Consider the following 23,365-nt stretch of genomic DNA (forward strand, 5'->3'; position numbering starts at 1 on the left):
TTCAGGCAGCGTTAATCTCAGCAGCTCAATTAACAATCCCGTTACGTTTATTACGCCGGCAGGAACGAACAGCGTTACTCCCGATCCGGCAACCGCCAATTCCATAGATTTCGGAAACGGAATGACGGCGTACGTCCGGTCCGCGAATGTTACATCGCTGGTTCAGCAAGGAGGTGCAGGTACTTATACGACCGGCGGCGTTGTGGGAACCATCGTCATCGCTAACGATCCTACAGGAAATCACGCCGGATGGACGCTGGGCGTCATTTACCAGAATCCCTCCCTTCCCTTCCGGAACATGTCGATCCGTGCGGGCGCCGTGCTGGTTCAGGCCAACTCCGACCCGGTTACGACGACCCTGACGGGGTTTGCTACCCCGGTTTCGGGCGCGCTGGGGGGCAGAGCGCTGTTCAGCGCCCAGGAAGGCGATGCCAACCGGACCGGAGATCAGGCGTTGTTCGGCCCAACATCTAACACGGCTTCCGCCTTGTCGGGCCCCAACAACTTTGCCAACAACTTTTTCGCATCCCAGATTAACAACGATGCCGGCCAATTGAATACGACCGGGACGTTCGGGACCCGCAATCAGACCAACGGAGCGCCCGGAAGCAACATCATTGGGGGCCGTCAGGGCTGGGATATCACGAATGTCGACGTCTCCTCCCGGCTTGTCAACAACCAGTCATCAGCCGTACTGATCCTCACGACCTCAGGAGATGCTTATGCGGTAAACGCGAATGCCATTCAAGTGGACATCAACGCGCCGGCCATTACCGCAGCCAAGAGCACCAGCACGACGACTGCCGTTGTCGGCGATGTCATCACGTATACGGTGACGGTAAGCAATACAGGTACCGCTAATGCCAACAGTGTTGTCCTTTCGGATACACTGCCGGCGGGACTGAGCTTCGTCAGCGGCAGCGTAACAGTTGGAGGCGTATCCCGTCCGACCTACGATATTGTTGCAGGAGCACCACTAGGGACGTTAAACTTCGGCACTTCAGCAACGGTCACTTATCGGGCAACGGTAACGGCACAACCATCCTCCAACCAGTTAGTCAACACAGCGAACGCCTCCTTCTCCTTCCAAAGCGTTGCCGGCGGGTCGACGATTACCGGCGTAATCCCATCGAATGCGGTCAATGTTACCGTCGTGTCGCCGGCCCTTACGCTGACCAAAAGCTCCAACCGGACCAATGCGACGGTAGGCTCCACCGTTACATACACCATTTTGGTGGCCAATTCCGGAAATATCGCCGCAAATGTCACGCTCACCGACAACATCCCGACAGGCAGTTCCTTCGTTACCGGCACGTTTACGGTTAATGGAACCGTCATTGCAGGGGCGAATCCGGCGGCAGGCGTTGCGATTGGCAGTATTGGTGCGGGATCATCTGCGACGGTAACGTTTCGGGTACAGGTGAACTCTCTGCCTTCTCCACCACAGTTTGTCGACCAGGCCGTTGCTGCATATACGTTCACGCCTTCAGCGGGAAGAACGATATCGGGTTCTGCATCGTCGAACACGCTCACGCTCCCGGTAACCCTGCCGAATATTACGGTTACGAAGAGCGCTAATTTCTCGGATATTGCTGTAGGAGAGACACTGACCTATACGTCTGCAGTAGCCAATAACGGTACAGAAGCCGTAACGAATGCCGTATTCACCGATGCCATCCCTTCCGGTGCCGCCTTCGTACCCGGCAGTGTAACCGTCGGCGGCACAGCGGTGACATCAGCTAATCCCGCCAGCGGCGTATCCCTGGGAACTCTGGCAGCAGGAAGCTCCGTTACGGTAACTTTTCAGATTGCCGTTCAATCCGTCCCCGCATCCGGGGCCTTGTCGAACCAGTCGACCGTAGCGTACAGCTCAGGTGCCTTTCAAGGGACGGCGGTCTCGAACACGATGACGACCCCCGTCTATCAGCCGGTCATCACGATTGCCAAAAGCGCCTCAACCTCAAGCGCCACGGTTGGCGACACGATTACGTACACGCTTTTGGTCCGGAACAGCGGGAACCGGGCAGCCCAGGTTACACTGACCGATAACATTCCTTCAGGAACCAGCTTCGTAGCGAACTCGGTTACGGTTGGAGGGGCGGCAGTGCCAGGGGCCACTCCAACCGGAGGCATAAACGCAGGGACCGTAGGAGCAGGGGGCTCCGTTACCGTCACTTTCCAGGTCGTGCTGAACTCGCTCCCTTCTCCACCGTCGCTGGCCAATACGGCAGCAGCCAGTTATAACTACCAGCTGCCAAGCGGGCGCAGCCTGTCGGGATCGGCAACCTCCAACACGTTGACGATTCCGGCCTCGGCGCCAAACGTGACGGTGGTCAAGAGCGCCAACACGTCGGCAGCAACCGTATCGGACGTCATAACCTACACCATTACAGCGACCAATAACGGGATCGGGCCTGTGAGCAATGTCATCGTATCGGACCCGATACCAGAGGGGACATCGTTGATCAGCGGGAGCGTGACGGTAGGCGGAACCCCGGTTCCCGGCGGAAATCCCGCGAGTGGCGTGTCCGTCGGATCTTTGGGTGCAGGGGCCTCTGCCGTCGTAACGTTCCAAGTCCGCGTCAATTCCCTGACAGGCACAGGGCAGCTGAGTAACCGGGCCAGCGTCGCTTTTACGTCCGGCACCTTTGGCGGTACCTCCCTGTCCAACACGCTGGTCATCCCCGTCTTCTTGGCGCTCATCAACATCGTGAAATCGGCCAGTACGCTAAACGCCACGGTCGGAGAAACGTTTTCCTACCAGTTTCAAGTAAGTAATATCGGCAACACGGCTGCTGCCGTCACGCTGACCGATAACATTCCGCCTGGCTCTGTATTTATTGAAAACAGCGTGCTCATTAACGGCAATCCCGTTCCGGGCGTTAGTCCCGTGACCGGAATCCCTCTGGGTTCTCTCGCGGCAAGCACTGCGGTAACGGTCAGTTTTGTTGTTACGATTACTTCCCTGCCCGCTTCGAGACAGCTTACGGATCAGGCGGCGGCATCCTATACCTATACATTACCGGGCGGCAGGCAAGTTACGGGATCTGCAGCGTCCAATACAGTAACGATTCCTGTAGCGCTTCCGAACGTTAGCGTTGTCAAAACAGCCTCGAGGCCGAATGTTGTCGTTGGGGACGTTCTGACTTTTTCAAGTACGGTCACGAATAACGGAACGTCCAATGTCAGCAACGTCAATCTGATCGACAACGTCCCTTCAAACGCTTCGTTTATTCCTCAAAGCGTAATTGTTAACGGTACTTCGCGCCCGTCAGCAGTTCCGTCCGAGGGCATTTCAATCGGTACCCTGACCCCTGGTTCTGCGGCTACCGTAACTTTTGAGGTGAGGATAACCATGCCGATTCCATCGCAAATCAACAACCAGTCAACCGTAAGCTTTACATCTGGCACGTTCTCAGGAACCGCGTCTTCGAACATTACGACGACACCTGTCATACAACCGCAAATCGCTGTGACCAAAAGTGCCAATACGAACAATGCCACCGTCGGTGATTCCGTTACGTACACGGTAACGGTCAGTAATAGCGGCAATCTCGGAGCAGCGGTTACGCTGACGGATACGATTCCGGCTTCGACTACGTTTACTCCCAACAGCGTCATCGTAAACGGATTTCCAATACCGGGCGCGTCCCCGGCAGCCGGCATCGATCTAGGGACTCTCGCGCCCGGAGCAAGCACAGTTGTGACGTTTGTGGTGGTGATCAACTCGCTGCCGAGCCCGCAATTCATCACGAACCAGGCGACGGCCAATTTTACGTATACGCCGCCTGACGGCAGGACGCTAAGTGGATCGGCATTATCCAACACCGTTACGATTCCCGTATCCGCGCCGAACGTGAGTGTGGTCAAAACGACGGCCACGACTTCGACGACCGTTGGGGATACCATCGTCTACTCTGTGGCGGTCACCAATCAAGGAATCGAAACGGTCAACAACGTCCAGTTTACCGACAGTATTCCGGCGGGCGCGTCATTTGTGACCGGCAGTGTAACGATTAACGGCACGCCTGCCCCAACAGCGAATCCGTCCGCAGGCATTTCGCTCGGACCACTAGATCCCGGCGCCACTACCACGGTAAATTTCAGCATCACCGTAAATTCCGTTCCCGTCAGCGGGATCATAAGCAATCAGGCAACTGTCACGTTTACGTCAGGGAGTTTCTCGGGACTTGCCAACTCCAACAGCGTGACAACTCCGGTATTCAACGCCGTGCCAACTGTGGCCAAGACGGCAAGCACCGCAAATGCCACTGTAGGCGATACCGTCACGTATACGTTCTCGATCGGAAACACGGGAAATTATCCTGCTCAGATCACGTTAACGGACAACATTCCGTCAGGGACTATTTTCGTCGCAAACAGCGTTCTGGTTAACGGGGCACCGATTCCGGGGGCAAGTCCTAGCACGGGCATACCTGTCGGCGTCGTCAATCCGGGACAGGCGGCGACAGCCGTATTTTCGGTTAATATCACTTCGCTGCCATCCCCGCAGCAGATTGTAAACCAAGGCGCCGTCTCAGGCACTTTTATTCTTCCGGACGGCCGTTCCTTTACCCGGACAGCCGTATCCAATATACTGACCATCCCGGTATCCGCTCCCAACGTTACGGTCGTCAAAAGCACGCCGTCAACCGCGCTGACGGTCGGCGATACGGCGACTTACACGACGACGATCACAAACAACGGTATTGAAACGGTCAGCAGTGTCTTGTTCACCGACCCGATTCCGCCAGGTGCCGCCTTAGTGCCCGGTTCCGTCACGGTCGACGGTGCACCCCGGCCTGCGGCCAATCCGGCCACAGGCATCATCATCGGCACGATTGCTACGGGGGCCACGGTTACCGTGTCTTTTAACATCACGGTGACCTCCCTTCCAACGCCCGCTCAGCTCGCGAATACGTCTTCGGTCAGCTTTACGTCGGGTACCTTCTCTGGGGTCACCTTCTCCAATACCGTTACCACTCCGGTATTTCAGCCGATCTTCACCGCGCAAAAGACCGCCAACACGACCAATGCAACCGTCGGTGATACGGTCGTATTTACCGTTAGTATGAACAATGCAGGCAATTTCGGCGCGGCCGTCACCTTAACGGACACACTACCTGCCGGAACGACTTTTGTGCCAAACAGCGTAATTCTCAACGGCCAGCCGATGCCGGGAGCCGATCCGGCCGCGGGAATTCCCCTTGGTGTTATCGTGACAGGTGCCGTCGTCACGTTCTCGGCAGTTATTGATGCGGTACCGCCAACCCAGCAGCTGACCAACCAAGCGACCGCAGCCTTTACCTTCACGCTTCCGGACTCCCGGGTCATCAATGGCTCCTTTGCCTCCAATACGCTGTCGATTCCGGTATCTGCGCCAAACGTCGCCGTCGTCAAAGCTTCCGGTGCTGCTGAAGCTTCGGTGGGCACGGTGGTTCCTTATACCATCACTGTAACCAACAATGGAATTGAAAATGTCACCAATGCAGTCTTCTCGGATATGATCGCCGCAGGGAGCCAGTTTGTAACGGGCAGCGTAACGGTTAACGGAACTGCCCAGCCCTCGGCCAATCCGGCGGCTGGCATTCAGCTGGGTACGATCGCCCCTGGTGCAGTAGTAACCGTGACGTTTAACGTAACCGTCCTGTCCATCCCTGACGACGGCAACCTGACCAACCAATCGTCCGTAACGTTCAACTCTGGCGCATTCACCGGCACCGCGTTCTCCAACGTTACGTCCGTCCCTGTCTATCAGGCAATGATCAGTGCCAACAAAACGGCCAATACGACGAACGCCACGGTTGGAGATACGATCGTCTACACGGTAACGCTGACGAATACAGGCAACATTGCGGCGGCAGGAACATTAACCGACCCTGTTCCGAATGGAGCTGTTTTTGTCCCTAACAGTATTCAGGTAAACGGCGTGCCGCTGCCAGGTGCGGACCCGTCAACCGGATTCTCCGTCGGCACAATCAATCCTGGCCAAACCGTCCAAGTGACCGTTACCATGGAAGTGACGGTCGATACTCTGCCAAACCCGCAGCAGCTCGTGAACCAGGCAACCGTAAACTTCTCTTTTACGCGTCCGGACGGGGTGGTCGTTACCGGAACTTCCCTATCCAACGTGCTGACGATTCCGGTCTCGTCGCCTGACGTTTCCGTCGTCAAAAGCACACCGTCCGTTGACGCGGTCGTCGGAGACATCATTACGTACTCTATTGCCGTTACAAATAACGGAATCGAAGCCGTCAACAACGTTGTGCTTGTTGACCCGGTACCGACAGGTTCGGCGTTTGTACCAGGCAGTGTTACGGTCGCCGGAACGCCTAGACCGACCGCCAATCCGAATACAGGCATCACAGTCGGCATCATCGGGGCTGGAGACACCGTGATCGTGACGTTCCAGGTACAGGTGACGACCCTATGAAGTCCGGGCTGACATCTGATTTTATTTTAAAAAATCAAACCATGGTCCGCTTTAGCGTTGGTGGAGCCGAGTCGGTAGCCTACTCCAATACCGTCGATACCCCATGGATCGGCCCGCTGCTGAAGTTCAGCAAGTTTGTCCATAATAGCGTCGTTTCGCTGAACCAAATGGTGACCTACAGCTTTTCAATACGCAATGATGGCAATCGCGAAGCCGGCTTGATATTGTACGATCCGCTGCCAGCCGGTTTGTCGTTTATTCCGAATAGTGTCTTGAAGAACGGCGCCCCCGTCCCGGGAGCTCAACCCGGTTCAGGTATCGATCTCGGCATGCTGGGGCCTGATGCTTCGGTGTATGTTGTGTTTCAGGCGATCGTGGTGGCGATCCCCCCATCGCTGCAAATCACCAATGAAGGACGTGCTGAATACTCGTTCCAATCCCTCGGGGGAAGAACGGTACGCGGCTCCATCGCCTCCAACCCGGTGACGCTGACCGTGCTACCTTCCTCCGTATCGCTAATCGCCGACGTCAGCACCTTCCAAACGTTTATCGGGGATATACTGTTCTACGAACTTCTGGTGACGAATCAAGGGAGTGTACCGCTATCCAAAGCGGTGATCTTTATTACGCTCCCACCGGGATTAACATTTGTACAGGGCAGTGTCGTCATCAATGGCGTCCTGTATCCGGACGTGCAGCCCGAAAATGGAATTCCGATCGGGACAATCGCTCCCGGCGCTTCCATCCGCATCAGGGTTAGCTTAAGAGTCGGGAAGGTGGACACCGATTCCGCGGTCATCCAAAGCTGCTTGAAGTATTACATTGATGGGATGGAGTATAAGGCCATGGCCAATGAGCTTCAAGTGATCGTGATCGACCCTGAAGTCAGTCTCAGCAAGAAGTCAAACAGAAACCGGGCAACCATCGGCTGTATGATCGGTTACGAATGTACAGTGCAAAATACGAGCAGCCAAGCGGTAGATGCAACGCTGCAGGATGCGTTTCCCGAAGGATTATCCCTCGTTCCGGGCAGCGTCCGGCTAAATGGTCAAAACTTGGAAGGGTCACCATTGATGGATGGGCTTTTCCTGGGGACCCTTTCTCCGGGGCAGCAAGTAATCATCACTTATGAAGCGAGCGTTGACCCGTTTATACCGTCTGCAGGCCCGTTACGCGTACCAAACGAAGCAACCGTATCTTACGCCTTCCACCTGCCCGACGGCCGGATCGTCCGCCAGCGCACCTCACCCGAGACGGCCATGGTTGAGCTGCTTGCCCCCAGCCTGACCGCAACGGCTCATGCCGCCCATTACGTACTTGAGCCAGGGGATGAACTGCTGATTACCGTCAAACTGTATAACAGTGGAAGCTTAGGAGCGTCCGTGGTTCTCATCGGCTGGATGCAGGATCCCATTCTTTTTCAGGCAGGCACCGTGATCGTAAACGGCAAAGCGGTTAATCCTCCCCAGGATGTCCTGTTGGGCTCCGTGGACCCTGGCGGTTCACTGACGTTCAGGTATACAGCCAAGGTTCCCGATCCGGTGGACGGACAGCTTGAAGAAATAAACGGCTATTTTCTGTTCCGGACCCTGGCGGAAGTCGACGGATGCGTCTATGAACGGGAATGGGTATCCGAGACGCTCAGCATTGCCGTCAACACAGAAGATGAGTAAAAGCAAAAAACAGCGAATGCCGATCTTATCGATCGCATTCGCTGTTTTGTCATTCGTTCATTTTTCGAGGAGTGGTTCATACATTGCCAAGTGGCTGATTATCCCCGGAACTGCTTCAAAAATTGCACCGCTTTGGAAATGTCCGCCTCCGGATCCTCCCCGACCTCGCGCTCAATGGTCAAGTATCCTTGATAGCCGATATCTTTCAGCGCCTGCAAATAGCTCTGCCAGTTTACGCTGCCTTCGCCCAGCGGCACTTCGCGGAAATACTGCCCTTCCCCAGGAACAAATGTATTGTTCTCGTTGGCCGGCGGCTCGAAGCCAAGTGTCTCATAGATGTAATAAGCAGGTACTTCTTTTAAACGGATCCCGTCTTTGGCATGGGTATGTACGATGTAATCCTTCAGGTTGTGCACCCCTTCAGCCGGATCGTCGCCGGTCACCATGACCATGTTTGCCGGGTCGAAGTTGACGGATACGCCTTTCGAGCCAAGTCCGTCGAGGAAATCCTTCAGTCGTGCGGAAGGCTCAGGGCCTGTTTCGATCGCAAAGAAAGCGTTCATGCTGGTGGCATAAGAAGCCAGTTCCTCGCATGCATCGTGCATCGTTTGGTAGATTTCGCTGTTCTTGTCCTCCGGAACAAGTCCGATATGTGTCGTTACTACGCTGGTTCCGAGTTCTACCGCCAGATCGAGAATCCGCTTGGACTTCTCGATTTTCTCCGCGTTGACCGTCTTATCCTGGAAACCGTATCCGCCGAGGTCGCCCACCAGCGCCGAAATTTCCAGTCCCAGGGACTCGATATAGCTCTTCAGTTCCTTGCGCTGCGCCGCAGACAGGTTAGCCGGGTCCATTTCACCGCTCACGGCATAGATCTGCACGCCGTCCGCTCCTACCTTCTTCGCCTTGGCCAGTCCTTCCCGGACCCCGACCCGGAAGCTGTCGACAATAACGCCGATTTTATTGTTCATTCCAGTCACCTCTCCCTTGTTTATGCTGAATCATTTAAAAGATTGGCTGCTTTGATTCCCGGCCTATACCTCGTTCCAGAAGCGTTTGACGTTCTCCAGGCCGATTTTTGTCCCCTGAAAGCTGTCTTCCATTCCTTCAAACTCGATCGAGAAATACCCGTCAAATCCGGATTCCTTGATGATCCGAATCGATTCGCGCAGGTTGATGTCTCCGTGCCCCGCAATGGCGCCTCTCAGGAAATTCCCGCTGGCCGTGCGGAACCATCCGTCACCCGGATTAAGGGCGGCTGGCCGCAGATAAAAGTCCTTGATGTGCACCATGGAAGCATAAGGAATGTTGTTCTTGACGGCAGCCACCGGATCTTCGTCCGCGCACATAAAATTGCCCACGTCCAGCGTCGTCCGGAAGTTCGGCCGGTCCACGGCTTGAACCAGCGTCTGTACCCGGTCGCTTGCCTGGATATAATAGCCGTGGTTTTCCACGCTTGTCGTAATGCCATACTGCGCCGCATAATCGGCGATTTCGCGGCATGCCTCCGCCAAACGTCCAACCTCCTGGTTGAACTGTTTGATGGACGTGTCTTGGCGGCTGGCTACGTCATGGCGCATCAGCTTCACGCCAAGGCGTGCGGCGATGTCCACTTCTCCTTTGACGCGCTCGATTTCCTTACGGTAAGCCTCCTCGGTGTCCACAGCGAAGTTAGCGCCGATCGCATAGTTGGATACGTCAATCCCGACTTCCTTCGCCTTGGCCACGATCTGATCCACCAGCTCCGGGTTCCCGGTCAAGGTGTATCCGATCGGAACGATTTCCACGTGTTCTCCGCCCATCTCGGCGATTTTCTCAATCGCGCCCAGAACCGTAATTTCACCCGATTGAATCGGACGGTACAGGCTGTATGTGCTTACTCCGATTTTCATAGCTGAATTTCGACTCCCTTCTCAGAGGATTCGTAAATGCCGTTCAGAATCTTCATCATTTCCACGCCGTCGTCGACCGTGGCGATCGGCTCCGTGCCGTTTTTAATATTTTCGATAAAATGATTGATTTCGTTCTGGAACGCGGCGGCAAAGTTAAAGCCTTTATGGTCCACCTGCGGCTCGATGTTCAGGATCGTATCGTTTTTCTCCGTGACGATGACCAGAGCCGGATCGATTTCGAAGCCGCCGTTCGTACCAAACAGCTTGATCGCTGCTTCATCCTGCTTCGCATGCAGGGAAAAGCTTACGTCCACGAGCAGCGACGCTCCGTTCTCAAAACGGATCAAGGCATTCGCCATATCTTCTACGGTGTTTTTGCTGGCGTCATAGTCGGCCGCTTTGTAAAAAGAATAGTTCTTCACATGACTGCGGTTGCCCAGCTTATGGTATACATTGCCGGACACCGATTTCACTTTCGGCTTGCCCATCATATACCAGCACAGGTCAATTGCGTGCACGCCGATGTCGATCAGCGGCCCGCCGCCGGAGCGCTCCTTGTCGGCGAACCAGCCGCCCGGATTGCCTACACGGCGCAGGAGCGAGGCTTTGGCGTAGTACAGCTCACCGATTTCGCCGCTCTCCATAAAGCTCTGCAGCACTGCGACGTTCGGGTCAAAGCGGCGCACATAGCCTACTTGGAACACCTTTCCGCCAGCATGCGCGGCTTCCTGGATCTGAAGCGCTTCCTCAACCGTTCTGCACAGCGGCTTTTCCACCAGGACATGCTTGCCCGCTTTGGCGGCCGCAATGCTGATTTCGGCATGCTGGTTGTTCCACGTGCAGATGCTCACGGCATCGACTTCAGGGTCAGCCAGCAGTTCATGATAGTCGGTATATGTTTTCTGAGCTCCGTATTTCTGGGCAGCGGCCTTGGCTCTTTCCCCGTTCAAATCGCAGATCGCCACGATCTCCGCCTCCGGGTTGTTTTGATACGAGTTCAAATGGGACTCCGAAATGGACCCTGCTCCGATTACAGCTACTCTTACTTTATCCATGCGTTTTCAACTCTCCTTTTGGTTCTCGCATTTGGCTTCCAAATGTAGATTGAACCCGTGCAGCCCTTCCTGCGCGTGAATGTCACCCATAAAAAGGCAAGCACGATCAGGGCATTAAGGTGTAAAAAAATTAGTTCAACCTATATATATTGAATTATAATAAGAACAGGCGGAACTGCCATGAAGAGCTATGCTAATAATTTATCTTATTGTGCGATTTTGAGGTGACTTGGATGGATAGACCCCTTGCTCTGCTGGAGCCGATGGATATGCCAGACCGTTTTTTTCCGATGAAAATCCATTATTGTACCGCCAAGGAATACGGGAAAACGCTGTTTACCCACCATTGGCACAATCATATGGAGTTTCTGTATTTTACCAAAGGCTCCGCGCTCATCGAGCTGAACTCGGTTCCTTATGAAGTTCAAGCGGGTGAGATGGTGGTCGTGAACAGCAACGACCTGCATTACGGGGTATGCCTGTCCGATGATTTGGTCTATTATGCGATGATCGTCGATATCAAGCTGCTGCAGAGCCAGACACCGGACGCTGTCGAAACGAAGTTTATTACGCCGATAACGCAGAACCAGATCATGTTCGCAAGCAAAATTTCCGGCGATCCGGAAATTACCGAGTGCGCCACGTCCCTGATCCGGGAAATGGACGAACGGGAACTCGGCTATGAGCTGTCGATCAAATCCTATCTGTATCGTCTGCTCGCCATACTGCTGCGCCGCTACGGCAAAGATACGCTTTCTCCGGAAGAGAGCCTGTACAGGCTGAAAAATTTGGAGCGGTTTACCCCTATTTTTCAATATATTGAGGAGCATTACCAAGAAGAACTGTCCGTCGATCTGCTGGCCGGGCTGGCCGGACTAAGCCGTTTTCATTTCAGCCGCCTGTTCAAGGAGCTTACGGCGCGGACGGTAACCGAATACGTCAACACGCTTAGGATCAACAAATCCGAATACCTGCTGCGCAACTCCAGAATGAACATTTCGGAGATTGCCCTGTCTTCCGGTTTCAAGGACATCTATTATTTCAGCCGGGCCTTCAAAAAATACAAGCATGTATCCCCCTCGGAGCTGCGGAAGAGCTTCAGCGTATAGAAAGCACTGGCTTCATGAATGCTTCCTGTGTTCGGATAAAACAGGCAAAAGTGCGTCAAATCTGGGAATTTCGTCCCGAAAAAATATCGACAAATAGGTCCGGCTAAGTGATAATAGACATGTTAAGCAGAATATATAAACATAAAGCATTCTGCCAAATGCAGGAGGAGGAAATCACAGTTGGATCCACATTCACCAGACCCGTATCAACATTTTCAGCCGCAGCCGCCAATGACGCCGCCCAAGACGAATGGCAAAGCCATTGCCTCAATGGTGCTCGGCATCCTAAGCGTAATGATTTTGTACATAGGATTTATCCTGGGGATTCTGGCGATCATCTTTGCCGCCCTTTCTTTTAAGGAACTCAAACGGGGGTATGAACAAGGAAAAGGCATGGCGATTGCCGGGCTCGTGTGCGGTATTATCGGCGTGCTCCTATGGGGCCTGATTCTGCTCTTCGTCGTGCTCGCGGTCGCGTTCTTCGGGTCGGATATCGACTCGTCCACTTTATATGACGTTATGTCTACCGTACCAAGAGTGAAAACGGCATAACTCCCGTCCAAACGGGTACACAAAAAGGAATGAGGCATCCCGTAGCCCATTCCTTTTTCTGTTTTAAAAATTTTATGCGTTTTTCTGCGCTGTTTGGCGTTCCATGTCAGAGCGCAGCGTTGCTCGGCCGCCTGATTTATGTCAATCCCTTCGTCTCCGCGACCGCATTGGCGGACATGATTTTTAATTTGCGGATCATGTCATCGGTCTCCTCGGAGCTCAGGCCGCTCGAAATGATCTCCGTCCACGCCTTCAGCTTCGACCTGATAAACTTCCGCTTCTCCAGCCCTTTCTCGGTCAGGGTCACCAAATATGCCCGGCTGTCCTGAGGATCCCGGATCCGCTTGACATAACCGAGCGCCTCCAGCCTGCTGATGGCCCGTGCTGTCGCCGCTTTGTTGATAAACAGGTTGGCCGACAGCTTCTCCTGCGATACCCCGTCCTCGATATACAAGTTGACCAGGAAAATGTACTCCGACGAATTAATGTCATGCTCCTTCAATTCCCGGTTCAAATAGATTTGAAACTGGCGGTGCAGCACCGATATCCACCTGGAAACACTGCCTGTCTCCTCCATTACTCTTCACCTCGAAATAATTGTTTACTAATCAACTACATATGCTGAAGTATACCTGGATTTATCGGCTTGGTCAATGAAACCAAGGAGCCATATAAAAAGCCTGGAACTTCAGCAAGTTCCAGGCTCCAGCCTGTAGGGCCTATTCTGTGATGATGCCGTATACCAAGGTTGGCGCTTCGGCATGATCGGAGATTCGGATATTTTCGTAAATTTTGCCGATGACGTCGTCCACGTTTTCGCGGTTCGCATGGATCGTGACGAGCGACTCACCCTTCTTCACGGAATCTCCGATCTTTTTGTTCAGCATCAGGCCGACGGCCAGATCGATCTCGGATTCCTTGGTCGCGCGGCCGGCACCCAGCCACATGGCCGCCGTACCGATCTCGTCGGCGACGATTTCGGCGACTACGCCGTCTTCCTTCGCCGGTACTTCGATCTGGTATTTGGCCTGCGGGAGATTCTCCGGATGGTCGACGACATCCGGGTTGCCGCCCTGGTTCTTGATGAACTCCTTAAATTTCTCCAGCGCTTTGCCGTTCTTGATGACTTCTTTCAGCTTCTCTTCGGCTTCTTCCAGGGAGCTGGCTTTGTTCGCCAGGAACACCATTTGGCGGCCCAGGGCGAGGCAGAGCTCTTCGAGATCCTTCGGTCCTTTGCCTTGCAGCGTATCAATGGCTTCCTTTACTTCCAGCGCATTGCCGATCGCGAGGCCGAGCGGCTGGCTCATGTCGGAGATGACGGCCATCGTTTTGCGGCCGACGTTGTTGCCGATGCTGACCATGGCGTGAGCCAGTTCCTTGGCATCGTCCACCGTTTTCATGAAAGCGCCGGCGCCCGTCTTAACGTCGAGCACGATGGCGTCTGAGCCTGCGGCTATTTTTTTGCTCATGATCGAGGAAGCGATCAGCGGGATCGAGTTGACCGTGCCGGTCACGTCGCGCAGTGCATACAGCTTCTTGTCGGCCGGCGTCAGGTTGCCGGTCTGCCCGATGACGGCGATTTTGTCCTGATTCACCAGGCGAACAAATTCTTCGCGGTCGATCTCCACGTGGAAGCCTTCAATTGCCTCCAGCTTGTCGATCGTACCGCCGGTATGGCCCAGACCGCGGCCCGACATTTTGGCCACCGGAATGTCCAGCGCCGCTACGAGCGGTGCCAGCACCAGCGTCGTCGTATCGCCCACACCGCCGGTGGAGTGCTTGTCGACCTTAACGCCTTCGATGGCGGACAGGTCAATCGTGTCGCCGGAATTCACCATAGCCATGGTGAGATCGGCGCGCTCGCGCTGCGTCATGTTCTGGAAAAATACAGCCATGGCCCACGCGCTCATTTGGTAATCGGGGATATCCCCTTTGGTATATCCATCAATAATGAAATTAATTTCTTCCGTGGACAGCTCGCCGCCGTCCCGTTTCTTCTCAATCAAGTCAACCATTCTCATCGGATGTCTGCCTCGCTTTCCATGGGATTGTTAGTCTGTGAATGGGATGAAAGAATGCTGCCTTTACAGTCCGATCGCCGTTTCCAAAGCCACTTCCATCATGTCGTTAAACGTCGTTTGGCGCTCCTCGGCACTCGTTTCTTCACCGGTCAGAAGGTGGTCGCTAACGGTCAGCAGGGTCAATGCATTGACGCCAAACTTGGCTGCCAGCGTGTACAGGGCTGTCGTTTCCATCTCAACGGCCAGAACGCCGTGCTCCATCAGCTTCTCAACGATGGATTTATCGTCACGGTAGAAGATGTCGGAGCTGAATACGTTGCCCACATGCAGCTTCAAGCCTTTTTCAATCCCTTTATCGTACGCGGATTTCAGCAGGTTAAAGCTTGCGATCGGCGAAAAATCGTATCCTCCGAATTGGTGGCGGTTAGCGCCGGAATCGGTGCAGGAAGCCTGCGCAAGGATGACGTCACGCACATGAACATGCTCCTGCATGCTGCCGCATGTGCCGACGCGCATCAAATTTTTAACACCGTACTCGCGGATCAGTTCATTGACGTATATGCTGATCGACGGAATCCCCATCCCGGTTCCCTGCACAGAAATACGCTGCCCCTTGTACGTGCCTGTAAAACCGAGCATGCCTCTCACTTCGTTGTAGCATTGCACATCCTGCAAATACGTTTCCGCGATGAATTTGGCCCGCAGCGGATCCCCCGGTAAAAGGATCGTTTCTGCGATTTCTCCTGCCTTGGCTCCAATATGAGTGCTCATTTCTTTTCCTCCCCATAGGTCATGGATTCATGTATATTGTAAAATCGTGCTACTTCAGGTCTCCCAGAAAGCTGGTGCCGTATTTCGGCATCGTGACGCCAAAGTTCTCGGCTACAGTTGCACCGATATCGGCAAACGTCTTCCGCAGCGCAAGCTCACTGCCACCATTGGCGAAGCGCGGCGAGTATACCAGCAGGGGGACGTATTCACGCGTATGATCGGTGCCGCGGTATGTCGGATCGTTGCCGTGGTCCGCTGTGATGATCAGAAGGTCGTCATCCGACATCTTGGCAAACATTTCCGGCAGACGCGCATCGTACTCTTCCAAGGCTTGCCCGTATCCTTGCGGATCGCGGCGGTGGCCGTACAGCGCATCAAAGTCCACCAGGTTCAGGAAGCTGAGTCCTGTAAAGTCATCATCCATAACACCGATGATCTTGTCCATGCCGTCCATGTTAGATGTGGTGCGGATCGCCTTGGTCACGCCTTCCCCGTCATAAATGTCGGATATTTTGCCGATCGCGATCACGTCGAAATTCGCATCCTTCAGCTCGTTCATCACGGTGCGATCAAACGGCTTCAACGCATAGTCATGACGGTTGGCGGTACGCTTGAAGGATCCGGGCTGGCCCACGAACGGACGGGCAATAATCCGGCCCAGCATGTACGGATCGTCCAGCGTAATTTCCCGGCAGAATTCGCAAATTTCATAGAGTTCTTTCAACGGCACGATCTCTTCGTGAGCCGCGATTTGAAGCACGGAATCCGCCGAGGTATAGATGATGAGCGCTCCCGTCTTCATATGTTCTTCCCCGAGCTCGTCGATAATTTCAGTGCCGCTCGCCGGCTTGTTGCCGATGACTTTGCGGCCTGTCTTCTCTTCGATACGCTGAATCAACTCGTCCGGAAAGCCATCGGGGAACACCCGGAACGGCGTATCGATGTACAGCCCCATGATCTCCCAGTGGCCGGTCATCGTGTCTTTCCCTGCGGATTTTTCCTGCATTTTTGTATAATACGCCAGCGGCTTGTCCGCTTTGGCAATCCCTTCGATTTCGCGGATATTGGACAGGCCGAGCTTGCCCATATTCGGCATGTTCAAGCCGCCGCGCTCACGGGCGATATGCCCGAAGGTATCGACGTCAAAATCGTCGAACTGGGCGGCATCCGGCGCTTCGCCGATCCCCACGGAGTCCATAACAATCAGGTGGATACGTTTAAAGTTTGGCATAAGTTTCTATCACTCCTTCATCCTTGAGTATACATGACGCAAGTCTTTTATAGAAACAGTCCGGCGATGATCGCGGACAAGACGCTGACCAGCGTCGCCCCGTACAGCAGCTTCAAGCCGAAACGCGCGACGACGTTACCCTGCTTCTCATGCAGGCCTTTGACCGCACCAGCGATAATGCCGATGGATGAGAAGTTCGCAAAGGAAACGAGGAACACGGATACGATGCCTGTCGTACGTGCGGACAATGCGGTATGCTTGCCGAGTTCCAGCATGGCAACAAACTCGTTGGACACCATTTTGGTGGCCATTATGCTTCCCGCTTCCACCGCTTCCTTCCATGGAACGCCCATAACAAAGGCAAACGGTGCAAAGATGTAGCCCAGCAGTTCCTGGAACGAAATGCCGAAGATGCCGTCAAATATGCCATTGATCAGGGCGATCAAGGCGACGAAGCCGATCAGCATTGCAGCAACCGTAATGGCGACTTTGAAACCGTCCATAATGTATTCGCCCAGCATCTCGAAGAAGGACTGCTTCTCTTCATCCTGAACGACAAGTTCATCTTCTTCCTTAGTCACCTTATATGGGTTCAAAATCGAAGCGATAATAAACCCGCCGAACAGGTTCAGCACCAGCGCGGTGACCACGTATTTCGGATCGATCATCGTCATATAGGCGCCTACGATCGACATCGAAACGGTGGACATGGCCGAGGCGCAGAGCGTGTACAGCCGGTGCTTCGGCAGCAGGCCGATCTGCTTTTTCACGGAAATGAACACTTCGGATTGGCCCAGGATCGCGGAAGCGACCGCGTTATACGATTCCAGCTTGCCCATCCCGTTCACTTTGCTCAGCACGAGGCCGATGTACCGGATAATAAACGGCAGGATGCGAAAATACTGCAGGATGCCGATCAGTGCCGATATGAAAATGATCGGCAGCAGCACGCCGAGGAAGAACGGCGCCTGTCCTTCGTTGGCGATACCGCCGAACACGAAGTTGACCCCTTCTCCGGCATAGACCAGCAGCTTTTCAAAAATACCGGAAAAGCCTTTGATCAGCACGGTGCCGAGGACGGTGTTGAGCAGAATGTACCCCAGAATAATCTGGAGAATGATCATGATCACCAGCGGGCGGTAGCGGATCTTCCGCTTGTCGTTGCTGGCCACAAAAGACAGGGCGAAAACAACAAGTAACCCTAGTACCGCAATCAAATATTTCATAGCTGTCTCCCCAGTTGAAATTTTTTATGAAACCAAATCTATTAAGCGCTTACAGGCTTGGTATTAATAGAAACGGAAGCTTCCCGCCCGGTTTGCCATATTCCGATGTGAACCGCTTCCGTTCATTTCATTCACACTTTTGCTTCAGCGCGAGATTCTTCTCTTCCTTATTAATAGGAAGCCGAGGATTGGCCGCCCTCCATAATCTTGACGCCGGAGCTGGCACCGATACGGCTTGCGCCCGCTTCGATCATTTTGTTCATGTCCTCGAGGTTGCGTACGCCGCCGGATGCTTTGACGCCGATGTTCGGGCCTACCGTTTGGCGCATCAAGCGAACGTCTTCCGGCGTAGCACCGCCCGTGGAGAAGCCCGTCGAAGTTTTTACGAAATCGGCTCCCGCCTTAACCGCCAAGCGGCTTGCGCGTTCCTTCTCTTCGTCCGTCAGCAGGCAGGTTTCAATAATGACTTTGACCAGAGCCTTGCCGGCAGCGGCATCTACCACCGCTTTGATGTCGGCTTCCACGAGATCGTCCTCGCCGTCCTTCAGCGCGCCGATATTGATAACCATGTCGACTTCCGTGGCGCCGCCAGCGATCGCGTCCTTCGCTTCAAATGCTTTGACGGCCGAAGTCGTGGCTCCCAGAGGAAAACCGATGACCGTACAAACCTTCACTTTGGAATCCTTCAGCTGTTCTGCAGCGAATTTGACCCAGGTCGGATTTACGCACACCGATGCGAATTCATACTTCTTCGCCTCGTCAATCAGCTTACTGATCTCGGCCCGGGTGGCATCTGCCTTAAGCAGGGTATGATCGATCATTCCCGCCAAATTTTTCATTCTGATCCACTCCTTGATTCATGATGGGTTATTCTTTTATTTATCCAATTCCCTGGAATTGAAAAGCTTTTCTTTCAAGCTGCACGACTATCATAACACCGGCCTGAACATATGTAAATAGATCGTGAAATTATGTTCACAAATCGTTCTGCCCACTCCCGTAATGTGCACAAAAAAAATCCGCCCTATGTAATCCGGACGGAATTCAAAAAAAGCAATCGATATGAAATGAATGATTTTCTAAGAGATCAGAGCCTGCGCTGTAAACTGATCCGTGATCAAAATGTTCGCGTAATTGCCCGCGAGGGCCGCTTGAATGGCCTCCACCTTGCGTTCTCCACCGGCTACCAGAATGGACTTTTCCTTCTTTTGAAGCTCGTGAAGGTCGATTCCGACTGTACGGTTATTGATTTCTTCGCTGCAGATCTGGCCCGTCTCATCAAAAAAACGTGAACAGATGTCTCCGGCGCCTGACTTCTTCAGCAGCTCCTGCTCCTGCTCGTTAAAATACCCCAGCCGGAAAAGCAGCGCGTCTTCCTTCACCGTACCGACCGTGAACACGGCAATGTTCGCCTGTTTGCCAAGCTCGATGATCCGGCTGATATGCCGGTCTTCCTCCACGATCCGCTTCAGCTCGATGTTGTCGAAGATGACCGGCAGCGGCAGGTATCTCGCTACCGTCTGGAACGCCTCCGCAAACAGATTCACCGTCTCTGCCGCATAGGTGTTGACGTGGGAATGGCTGACACCGCCCTTCAGCTGCACGACTTCGACGCCTTTTACCTGCTTGGGCGCAAGCTGAAGCGCGACAGCATGCATGGTGGTCCCCCAAGTGACCCCGATAATATCCTTGTCCTGGACGATCTCGTGGAGGAATTCGGCTGCCTTTTTACTGATATGCTTCTTGATTTCCTCGTACTGATTTAACGGGGAATAACAGACCTGTACCGTATCCAAGCCGTATTTGCGCTTCAGCTTCCGGCCCAGTACGTTTAAATCTTCGCCAGGGTCGACAATTTCGATCCGCACGTATCCTTGTTCCTTGGCATGCTGAAGCAATCTCGATACCGTCGGCCTGGAAACGCCAAGCCGCTCGGCGATATCCTGCTGGCTGTAATCGGACTGGTAATACAGTCTGGCTGCCTCGATTGCTAATCTTTGTCTTTCAATGTCCATCGTCCTCAGCTCACTTGTCCCGCTCTCGCATGATTTGGCTTGCACTGATCCTATTATACCTCTTGTTCCCGAAAGCCCAAACCCTTTTGTCGATTGAACGGTTTTTCTGGTATCCATTTTTAACCCTAAGGTTTATTTAAGCCGCTTAACATGCTATAATTCAGTTCGCATTAGTAACGCGCAATGTCACAGTTTATTTTGGGATTCACTTCCCGTTTACATACTCTTGAAACGACAGGAGCTGGTTTGGCATGGCCCTACTTTGTTTAGAAAGCGAGTGTACCATGAACACATACTCCCCTTATTATACATTTGACCGGAAGGACTGGAAGGCGGCACAAGAGGACTCGAAGCTTCCGCTGACGGAAGAGGAATTTGAACGCCTCAAAGGCTTGAACGAGAAAATTTCGCTGCGGGAAGTGCGCGACATTTATCTTCCGCTGACCCGCCTCATTCATTTGTATGTAAGTGCTTTCCAGCAGCTTCAAGAAAAGATGAACACCTTCACCGGCATCCGAGCGCCCAAATCGCCTTATATCATCGGAATCGCCGGCAGCGTAGCCGTAGGCAAAAGCACGACCGCACGCCTGCTGCAAACGCTGCTGTCCAGATGGCAGGAGCATCCGCGCGTGGATCTGGTCACGACGGACGGCTTTCTGTACCCGAACCGCGTTCTTGAGGAAAAAGGCATCATGAACAAAAAGGGATTTCCGGAGAGCTACGACATCAAAAAGCTGATGCAGTTTATCAGCAGCGTCAAATCCGGACAGCCTGCACTGAAGGCCCCGGTCTATTCGCACCTGGCCTATGATATTCTGGCGGACGAGGAGCAGCTGATTGACCAGCCGGATATCCTCATACTGGAAGGGATTAACGTCCTTCAGGTCAATACAGAGGCGCCGGTCTTTATCAGCGACTTCTTTGATTTCTCGATCTACATCGACGCCGAGGAGCAGGATATCCGCAGCTGGTATATCGAGCGTTACCAACTGCTGCGCGATACCGCCTTTCAAGATCCAAGGTCCTACTTTCACAAATTTGCCAGTCTCTCCGAAGAGGAAGCCGTGCAGAACGCGTCGGAAATCTGGAGAACGATCAATCTGAAAAATTTAATGGAGAACATTCTGCCTACGAAGGCGCGTGCCAAGCTCATCTTAAAAAAAGGGCCGGATCATCAGATCCAGCAGGTGTTACTCCGTAAATAACCAGCGGCGAAGCTGATGCGGCAGCCACCAATTGACATGCCCCATCAGCTTCATTAACGCTGGAACGAGCATAAAGCGGATCAGGGTCGCATCGATCAGGATCGCCGCAGCGATACCGAACCCAAGCTGCCTGACTCCCTCCACGTCCCCTGCGGTAAACGGCAAAGTGACGGCGATCATGATGGCTGCCGCTGAGGTGATCACTTTTCCCGTGGAAGAGAGTCCCGCAGCTATCGCTTTTTCCGCATTTCCTGTGCGATGATACACCTCGGTCATTCGGGACAGCAGGAAAACGCCGTAATCCATACTAACCCCGAACACCAATCCGAAGATAAATACCGGGATCATGACAGCGATGCTGCCTGATCCGCCCCCCAGCATTCCATCTTGAAAAAAGTACACCAACACCCCGAACGACGCTGTAAGGCTGAGCAGGTTCATTAGCAGTGCTTTGACCGGTATGATAATCGAACGAAAACCTGCGAACAGCACCACAAAATTGGTTATAGCCATCCAAAAAAGCACCGAAGGAAGCCTGGCTTTGATCTCTTCGCTTACTTCCAGCCGGTACTTGGCTTCTCCCCCAATCAGTATCCGAATACCCCTCTCATTCTGTCCCTGAATTTCCCACTTCTGCAGCCATGCCTCGGTTTGCTTATCATCCATGCCTGGCCGAAGCGTTACTGACATCAACAGGCTGCCCTCACGAACGAACGGTTGACTCGTATTCTGTGGCAGCTGCTGCAGCATTCTGGGGCTTAACAAGACCCCCGGCTGATCATTGAACTTGGGGATATTGGAAAAGATGGAGTCAACCCGGAGCACATCCCGGTCCGTCTTCAACCTTTGCCACAGCTCGTAAGCTGCGCTCCATTCCACTGCCGACAAGACATCTCCGCGTCCCAGCACCACCATCGGGATCTCCGAGGTAAAGGGGGCGTTGAAACGGAAATCCACCAGTTCGGCACCAAGCCGTGAAGCATAGCTTGACGGCAGAGAGGCGGCATCTGGAACGGAGGTCTGCAAGTAGCGTATCGGCAGGATGCTTGTCAGCAGAAGCGCTGCGGACACCAGCGTCATCCGGACAGGCCTCTGCATGACGTAGCCGGTCCATCGCTGCATCAGTCCGGGCTTGAAGGTGGCTGCTGCCGCTGCGGAACCCCGCCGAATCGGGATTACCGGTGACCATAAGGTCAAAAAGGCAGGGACAAGCGTTAAGTTCACCAAGGCCGATACAAAAACGACGACCATCGCCCCGATGGCGACCGATCGGAACATCGGCATCCGGATGAATGTTATGGCGATGAGCCCCAGGATCACGCAGGCGGCCGAATAGAGCACAGCCCTGCCAGCCTGCCTAATGGTGACCGACAGTGCCTGCTCCACGCGGCCGCTGGATGCCCTCCATTCCTCACGGAAGCGGCTGACAAGAATCAGTCCAAAATCGATGCCGAGCGCCAGGCCGACCATGGGTATGACGTTCAGCACGAAGTTGGACAGCTCCAGCTGCAGGCCGCTCCCAAGCCAATAAAGAATCCCCATCGAAACGCCTACGGCCGTGCACCCTGCTGCGATCGGGATGAGGGCATAGATCCAGCCGCCGAACGCGTAGAACAAGATCAGAAAGGCCAGCGGCAGACCGATCATCTCCGCCCTCTTCAAGTCATGCATGCTCGCCCGGTTGACATCGTCCTGCACGACAGGCTTGCCGGTCAGCGTGATCTTCACACCAGGCGGCTCGGGCAATGCTGAGCGAATGGCGTCAAGCCCCTTCCCGGCGGTCTGATGCTGGGTGTTCAACCCCAACAGGGCATAGGCGGCCTGGTTGTCCATCATCCCCTCATGCTCCAGCGGTGAAATAACGGTCAGGCTGCCGTCCACCCGACGGAGATGTTCCAATACCGCCTGGATTCCCGATTCAAACGAAGCGCGGGAGACTCCGGGCTCCCGTTCGAAGACGACAACGGCCGGTTCACTGGGGAGTTGGTAATCTTCCGACAGGATCCGCTCGACCTGTGCGGAAGTTCCCTCCGTACGCAGCCCGTGATCCTTCAGGATGGAAGGCAGTGATATCGCTGCCGAACCGCACAGGACGAGCAGCGCAGTCCAGCACGCCAGCACCCACGCAGGATAGCGGAGAGCAAGTCCGGTTATGAAACGGTAAATCACCCGATTCCCTCCT

Annotated in this window: 16 protein-coding genes; 5 read left to right on the plus strand and 11 right to left on the minus strand. The window is 54.0% G+C overall.

Annotation, left to right across the window (positions count from 1 at the left end; translation table 11 throughout):
- Window positions 1-121: 121 nt before the first annotated feature.
- Window positions 122-6,433: a DUF7507 domain-containing protein gene (locus BCV73_RS15165; RefSeq protein WP_256992869.1), complete on the plus strand. Its 6,312-nt coding sequence runs from the start codon at window positions 122-124 to the stop codon at window positions 6,431-6,433.
- Window positions 6,430-8,106 carry a COG1361 family protein gene (locus tag BCV73_RS15170; RefSeq protein ID WP_089547761.1) on the plus strand — a complete coding sequence of 559 codons (1,677 nt, stop codon included), beginning with the start codon at window positions 6,430-6,432 and terminating at the stop codon, window positions 8,104-8,106. Before BCV73_RS15165 ends, BCV73_RS15170 begins: the two co-directional genes overlap by 4 nt.
- A gap of 98 nt (window positions 8,107-8,204) precedes the next feature.
- Here BCV73_RS15170 and BCV73_RS15175 read toward each other — a convergent pair whose 3' ends face one another.
- The 3 genes from BCV73_RS15175 to BCV73_RS15185 all read right to left on the minus strand — a co-directional run bounded on the left by BCV73_RS15175 (window position 8,205) and on the right by BCV73_RS15185 (window position 11,053).
- Window positions 8,205-9,077 carry a sugar phosphate isomerase/epimerase family protein gene (locus BCV73_RS15175; RefSeq protein ID WP_089547762.1) on the minus strand — a complete coding sequence of 291 codons (873 nt, stop codon included), beginning with the start codon at window positions 9,075-9,077 and terminating at the stop codon, window positions 8,205-8,207.
- Window positions 9,078-9,140: 63 nt separating this feature from the next.
- Window positions 9,141-9,998: a sugar phosphate isomerase/epimerase family protein gene (locus tag BCV73_RS15180; RefSeq protein WP_076171703.1), complete on the minus strand. Its 858-nt coding sequence runs from the start codon at window positions 9,996-9,998 to the stop codon at window positions 9,141-9,143.
- On the minus strand, window positions 9,995-11,053 hold the full coding sequence (locus BCV73_RS15185) for a Gfo/Idh/MocA family protein (RefSeq protein WP_076171700.1): 1,059 nt from the start codon (window positions 11,051-11,053) through the stop codon (window positions 9,995-9,997). Before BCV73_RS15185 ends, BCV73_RS15180 begins: the two co-directional genes overlap by 4 nt.
- A 290-nt stretch (window positions 11,054-11,343) precedes the next feature.
- On the opposite strand from BCV73_RS15185, the gene BCV73_RS15190 reads away from it, so the two are divergent.
- Together BCV73_RS15190 and BCV73_RS15195 are read left to right on the plus strand one after the other, a co-directional pair.
- Window positions 11,344-12,162 (plus strand): AraC family transcriptional regulator, encoded by an 819-nt coding sequence (locus BCV73_RS15190; protein WP_313957627.1) that lies wholly within the window; start codon window positions 11,344-11,346, stop codon window positions 12,160-12,162.
- A gap of 231 nt (window positions 12,163-12,393) precedes the next feature.
- Entirely contained in the window at window positions 12,394-12,714 is a 321-nt protein-coding gene (locus BCV73_RS15195; protein ID WP_076171824.1) for a DUF4190 domain-containing protein, read from the plus strand.
- Between the two features lie 136 nt (window positions 12,715-12,850).
- On the opposite strand, the gene BCV73_RS15200 is transcribed toward BCV73_RS15195, so the two are convergent.
- From BCV73_RS15200 to BCV73_RS15230, 7 genes are all read right to left on the minus strand, one after another.
- On the minus strand, window positions 12,851-13,291 hold the full coding sequence (locus tag BCV73_RS15200) for a MarR family winged helix-turn-helix transcriptional regulator (RefSeq protein ID WP_089547763.1): 441 nt from the start codon (window positions 13,289-13,291) through the stop codon (window positions 12,851-12,853).
- A gap of 142 nt (window positions 13,292-13,433) precedes the next feature.
- The gene (locus tag BCV73_RS15205) at window positions 13,434-14,735 is read right to left on the minus strand and encodes a pyrimidine-nucleoside phosphorylase (protein WP_089547764.1); all 1,302 of its coding nucleotides are present in this window, start codon (window positions 14,733-14,735) and stop codon (window positions 13,434-13,436) included.
- A gap of 63 nt (window positions 14,736-14,798) precedes the next feature.
- Window positions 14,799-15,506, minus strand: a complete 708-nt coding sequence (gene deoD, locus BCV73_RS15210; RefSeq protein ID WP_076171689.1) for a purine-nucleoside phosphorylase — start codon at window positions 15,504-15,506, stop codon at window positions 14,799-14,801.
- A gap of 49 nt (window positions 15,507-15,555) precedes the next feature.
- A complete protein-coding gene (gene deoB, locus BCV73_RS15215; RefSeq protein WP_089547765.1) occupies window positions 15,556-16,737 on the minus strand; it encodes a phosphopentomutase in 1,182 nt (393 codons plus the stop codon).
- 47 nt (window positions 16,738-16,784) lie between these two features.
- Window positions 16,785-17,963 carry a NupC/NupG family nucleoside CNT transporter gene (locus tag BCV73_RS15220; RefSeq protein ID WP_089547766.1) on the minus strand — a complete coding sequence of 393 codons (1,179 nt, stop codon included), beginning with the start codon at window positions 17,961-17,963 and terminating at the stop codon, window positions 16,785-16,787.
- A 170-nt stretch (window positions 17,964-18,133) separates the two neighbouring features.
- The gene (deoC, locus tag BCV73_RS15225) at window positions 18,134-18,802 is read right to left on the minus strand and encodes a deoxyribose-phosphate aldolase (protein WP_089547767.1); all 669 of its coding nucleotides are present in this window, start codon (window positions 18,800-18,802) and stop codon (window positions 18,134-18,136) included.
- Window positions 18,803-19,042: 240 nt separating this feature from the next.
- Entirely contained in the window at window positions 19,043-19,978 is a 936-nt protein-coding gene (locus BCV73_RS15230; protein WP_076171822.1) for a sugar-binding transcriptional regulator, read from the minus strand.
- A gap of 284 nt (window positions 19,979-20,262) precedes the next feature.
- Between BCV73_RS15230 and coaA the strand changes: the two genes are divergently transcribed.
- On the plus strand, window positions 20,263-21,183 hold the full coding sequence (gene coaA, locus BCV73_RS15235) for a type I pantothenate kinase (protein ID WP_076171678.1): 921 nt from the start codon (window positions 20,263-20,265) through the stop codon (window positions 21,181-21,183).
- Here coaA and BCV73_RS15240 read toward each other — a convergent pair.
- Window positions 21,169-23,352 carry an MMPL family transporter gene (locus tag BCV73_RS15240; RefSeq protein WP_084203946.1) on the minus strand — a complete coding sequence of 728 codons (2,184 nt, stop codon included), beginning with the start codon at window positions 23,350-23,352 and terminating at the stop codon, window positions 21,169-21,171. The genes coaA and BCV73_RS15240 overlap by 15 nt on opposite strands.
- Window positions 23,353-23,365: the final 13 nt, after the last annotated feature.

Source organism: Paenibacillus sp. SSG-1 (assembly GCF_002224835.1).
GTDB lineage: Bacteria > Bacillota > Bacilli > Paenibacillales > Paenibacillaceae > Paenibacillus_AQ > Paenibacillus_AQ favisporus.

Bases quoted from the DNA above. Each gene is read 5' to 3' on its own strand.
- BCV73_RS15165 (WP_256992869.1), top strand. From the start codon at position 122: ATGACGGCGTACGTCCGGTCCGCGAATGTTACATCGCTGGTTCAGCAA.
- BCV73_RS15170 (WP_089547761.1), top strand. From the start codon at position 6,430: ATGAAGTCCGGGCTGACATCTGATTTTATTTTAAAAAATCAAACCATG.
- BCV73_RS15175 (WP_089547762.1), bottom strand. From the start codon at position 9,077: ATGAACAATAAAATCGGCGTTATTGTCGACAGCTTCCGGGTCGGGGTC.
- BCV73_RS15180 (WP_076171703.1), bottom strand. From the start codon at position 9,998: ATGAAAATCGGAGTAAGCACATACAGCCTGTACCGTCCGATTCAATCG.
- BCV73_RS15185 (WP_076171700.1), bottom strand. From the start codon at position 11,053: ATGGATAAAGTAAGAGTAGCTGTAATCGGAGCAGGGTCCATTTCGGAG.
- BCV73_RS15190 (WP_313957627.1), top strand. From the start codon at position 11,344: ATGAAAATCCATTATTGTACCGCCAAGGAATACGGGAAAACGCTGTTT.
- BCV73_RS15195 (WP_076171824.1), top strand. From the start codon at position 12,394: ATGACGCCGCCCAAGACGAATGGCAAAGCCATTGCCTCAATGGTGCTC.
- BCV73_RS15200 (WP_089547763.1), bottom strand. From the start codon at position 13,291: ATGGAGGAGACAGGCAGTGTTTCCAGGTGGATATCGGTGCTGCACCGC.
- BCV73_RS15205 (WP_089547764.1), bottom strand. From the start codon at position 14,735: ATGAGAATGGTTGACTTGATTGAGAAGAAACGGGACGGCGGCGAGCTG.
- deoD (WP_076171689.1), bottom strand. From the start codon at position 15,506: ATGAGCACTCATATTGGAGCCAAGGCAGGAGAAATCGCAGAAACGATC.
- deoB (WP_089547765.1), bottom strand. From the start codon at position 16,737: ATGCCAAACTTTAAACGTATCCACCTGATTGTTATGGACTCCGTGGGG.
- BCV73_RS15220 (WP_089547766.1), bottom strand. From the start codon at position 17,963: ATGAAATATTTGATTGCGGTACTAGGGTTACTTGTTGTTTTCGCCCTG.
- deoC (WP_089547767.1), bottom strand. From the start codon at position 18,802: ATGAAAAATTTGGCGGGAATGATCGATCATACCCTGCTTAAGGCAGAT.
- BCV73_RS15230 (WP_076171822.1), bottom strand. From the start codon at position 19,978: ATGGACATTGAAAGACAAAGATTAGCAATCGAGGCAGCCAGACTGTAT.
- coaA (WP_076171678.1), top strand. From the start codon at position 20,263: ATGAACACATACTCCCCTTATTATACATTTGACCGGAAGGACTGGAAG.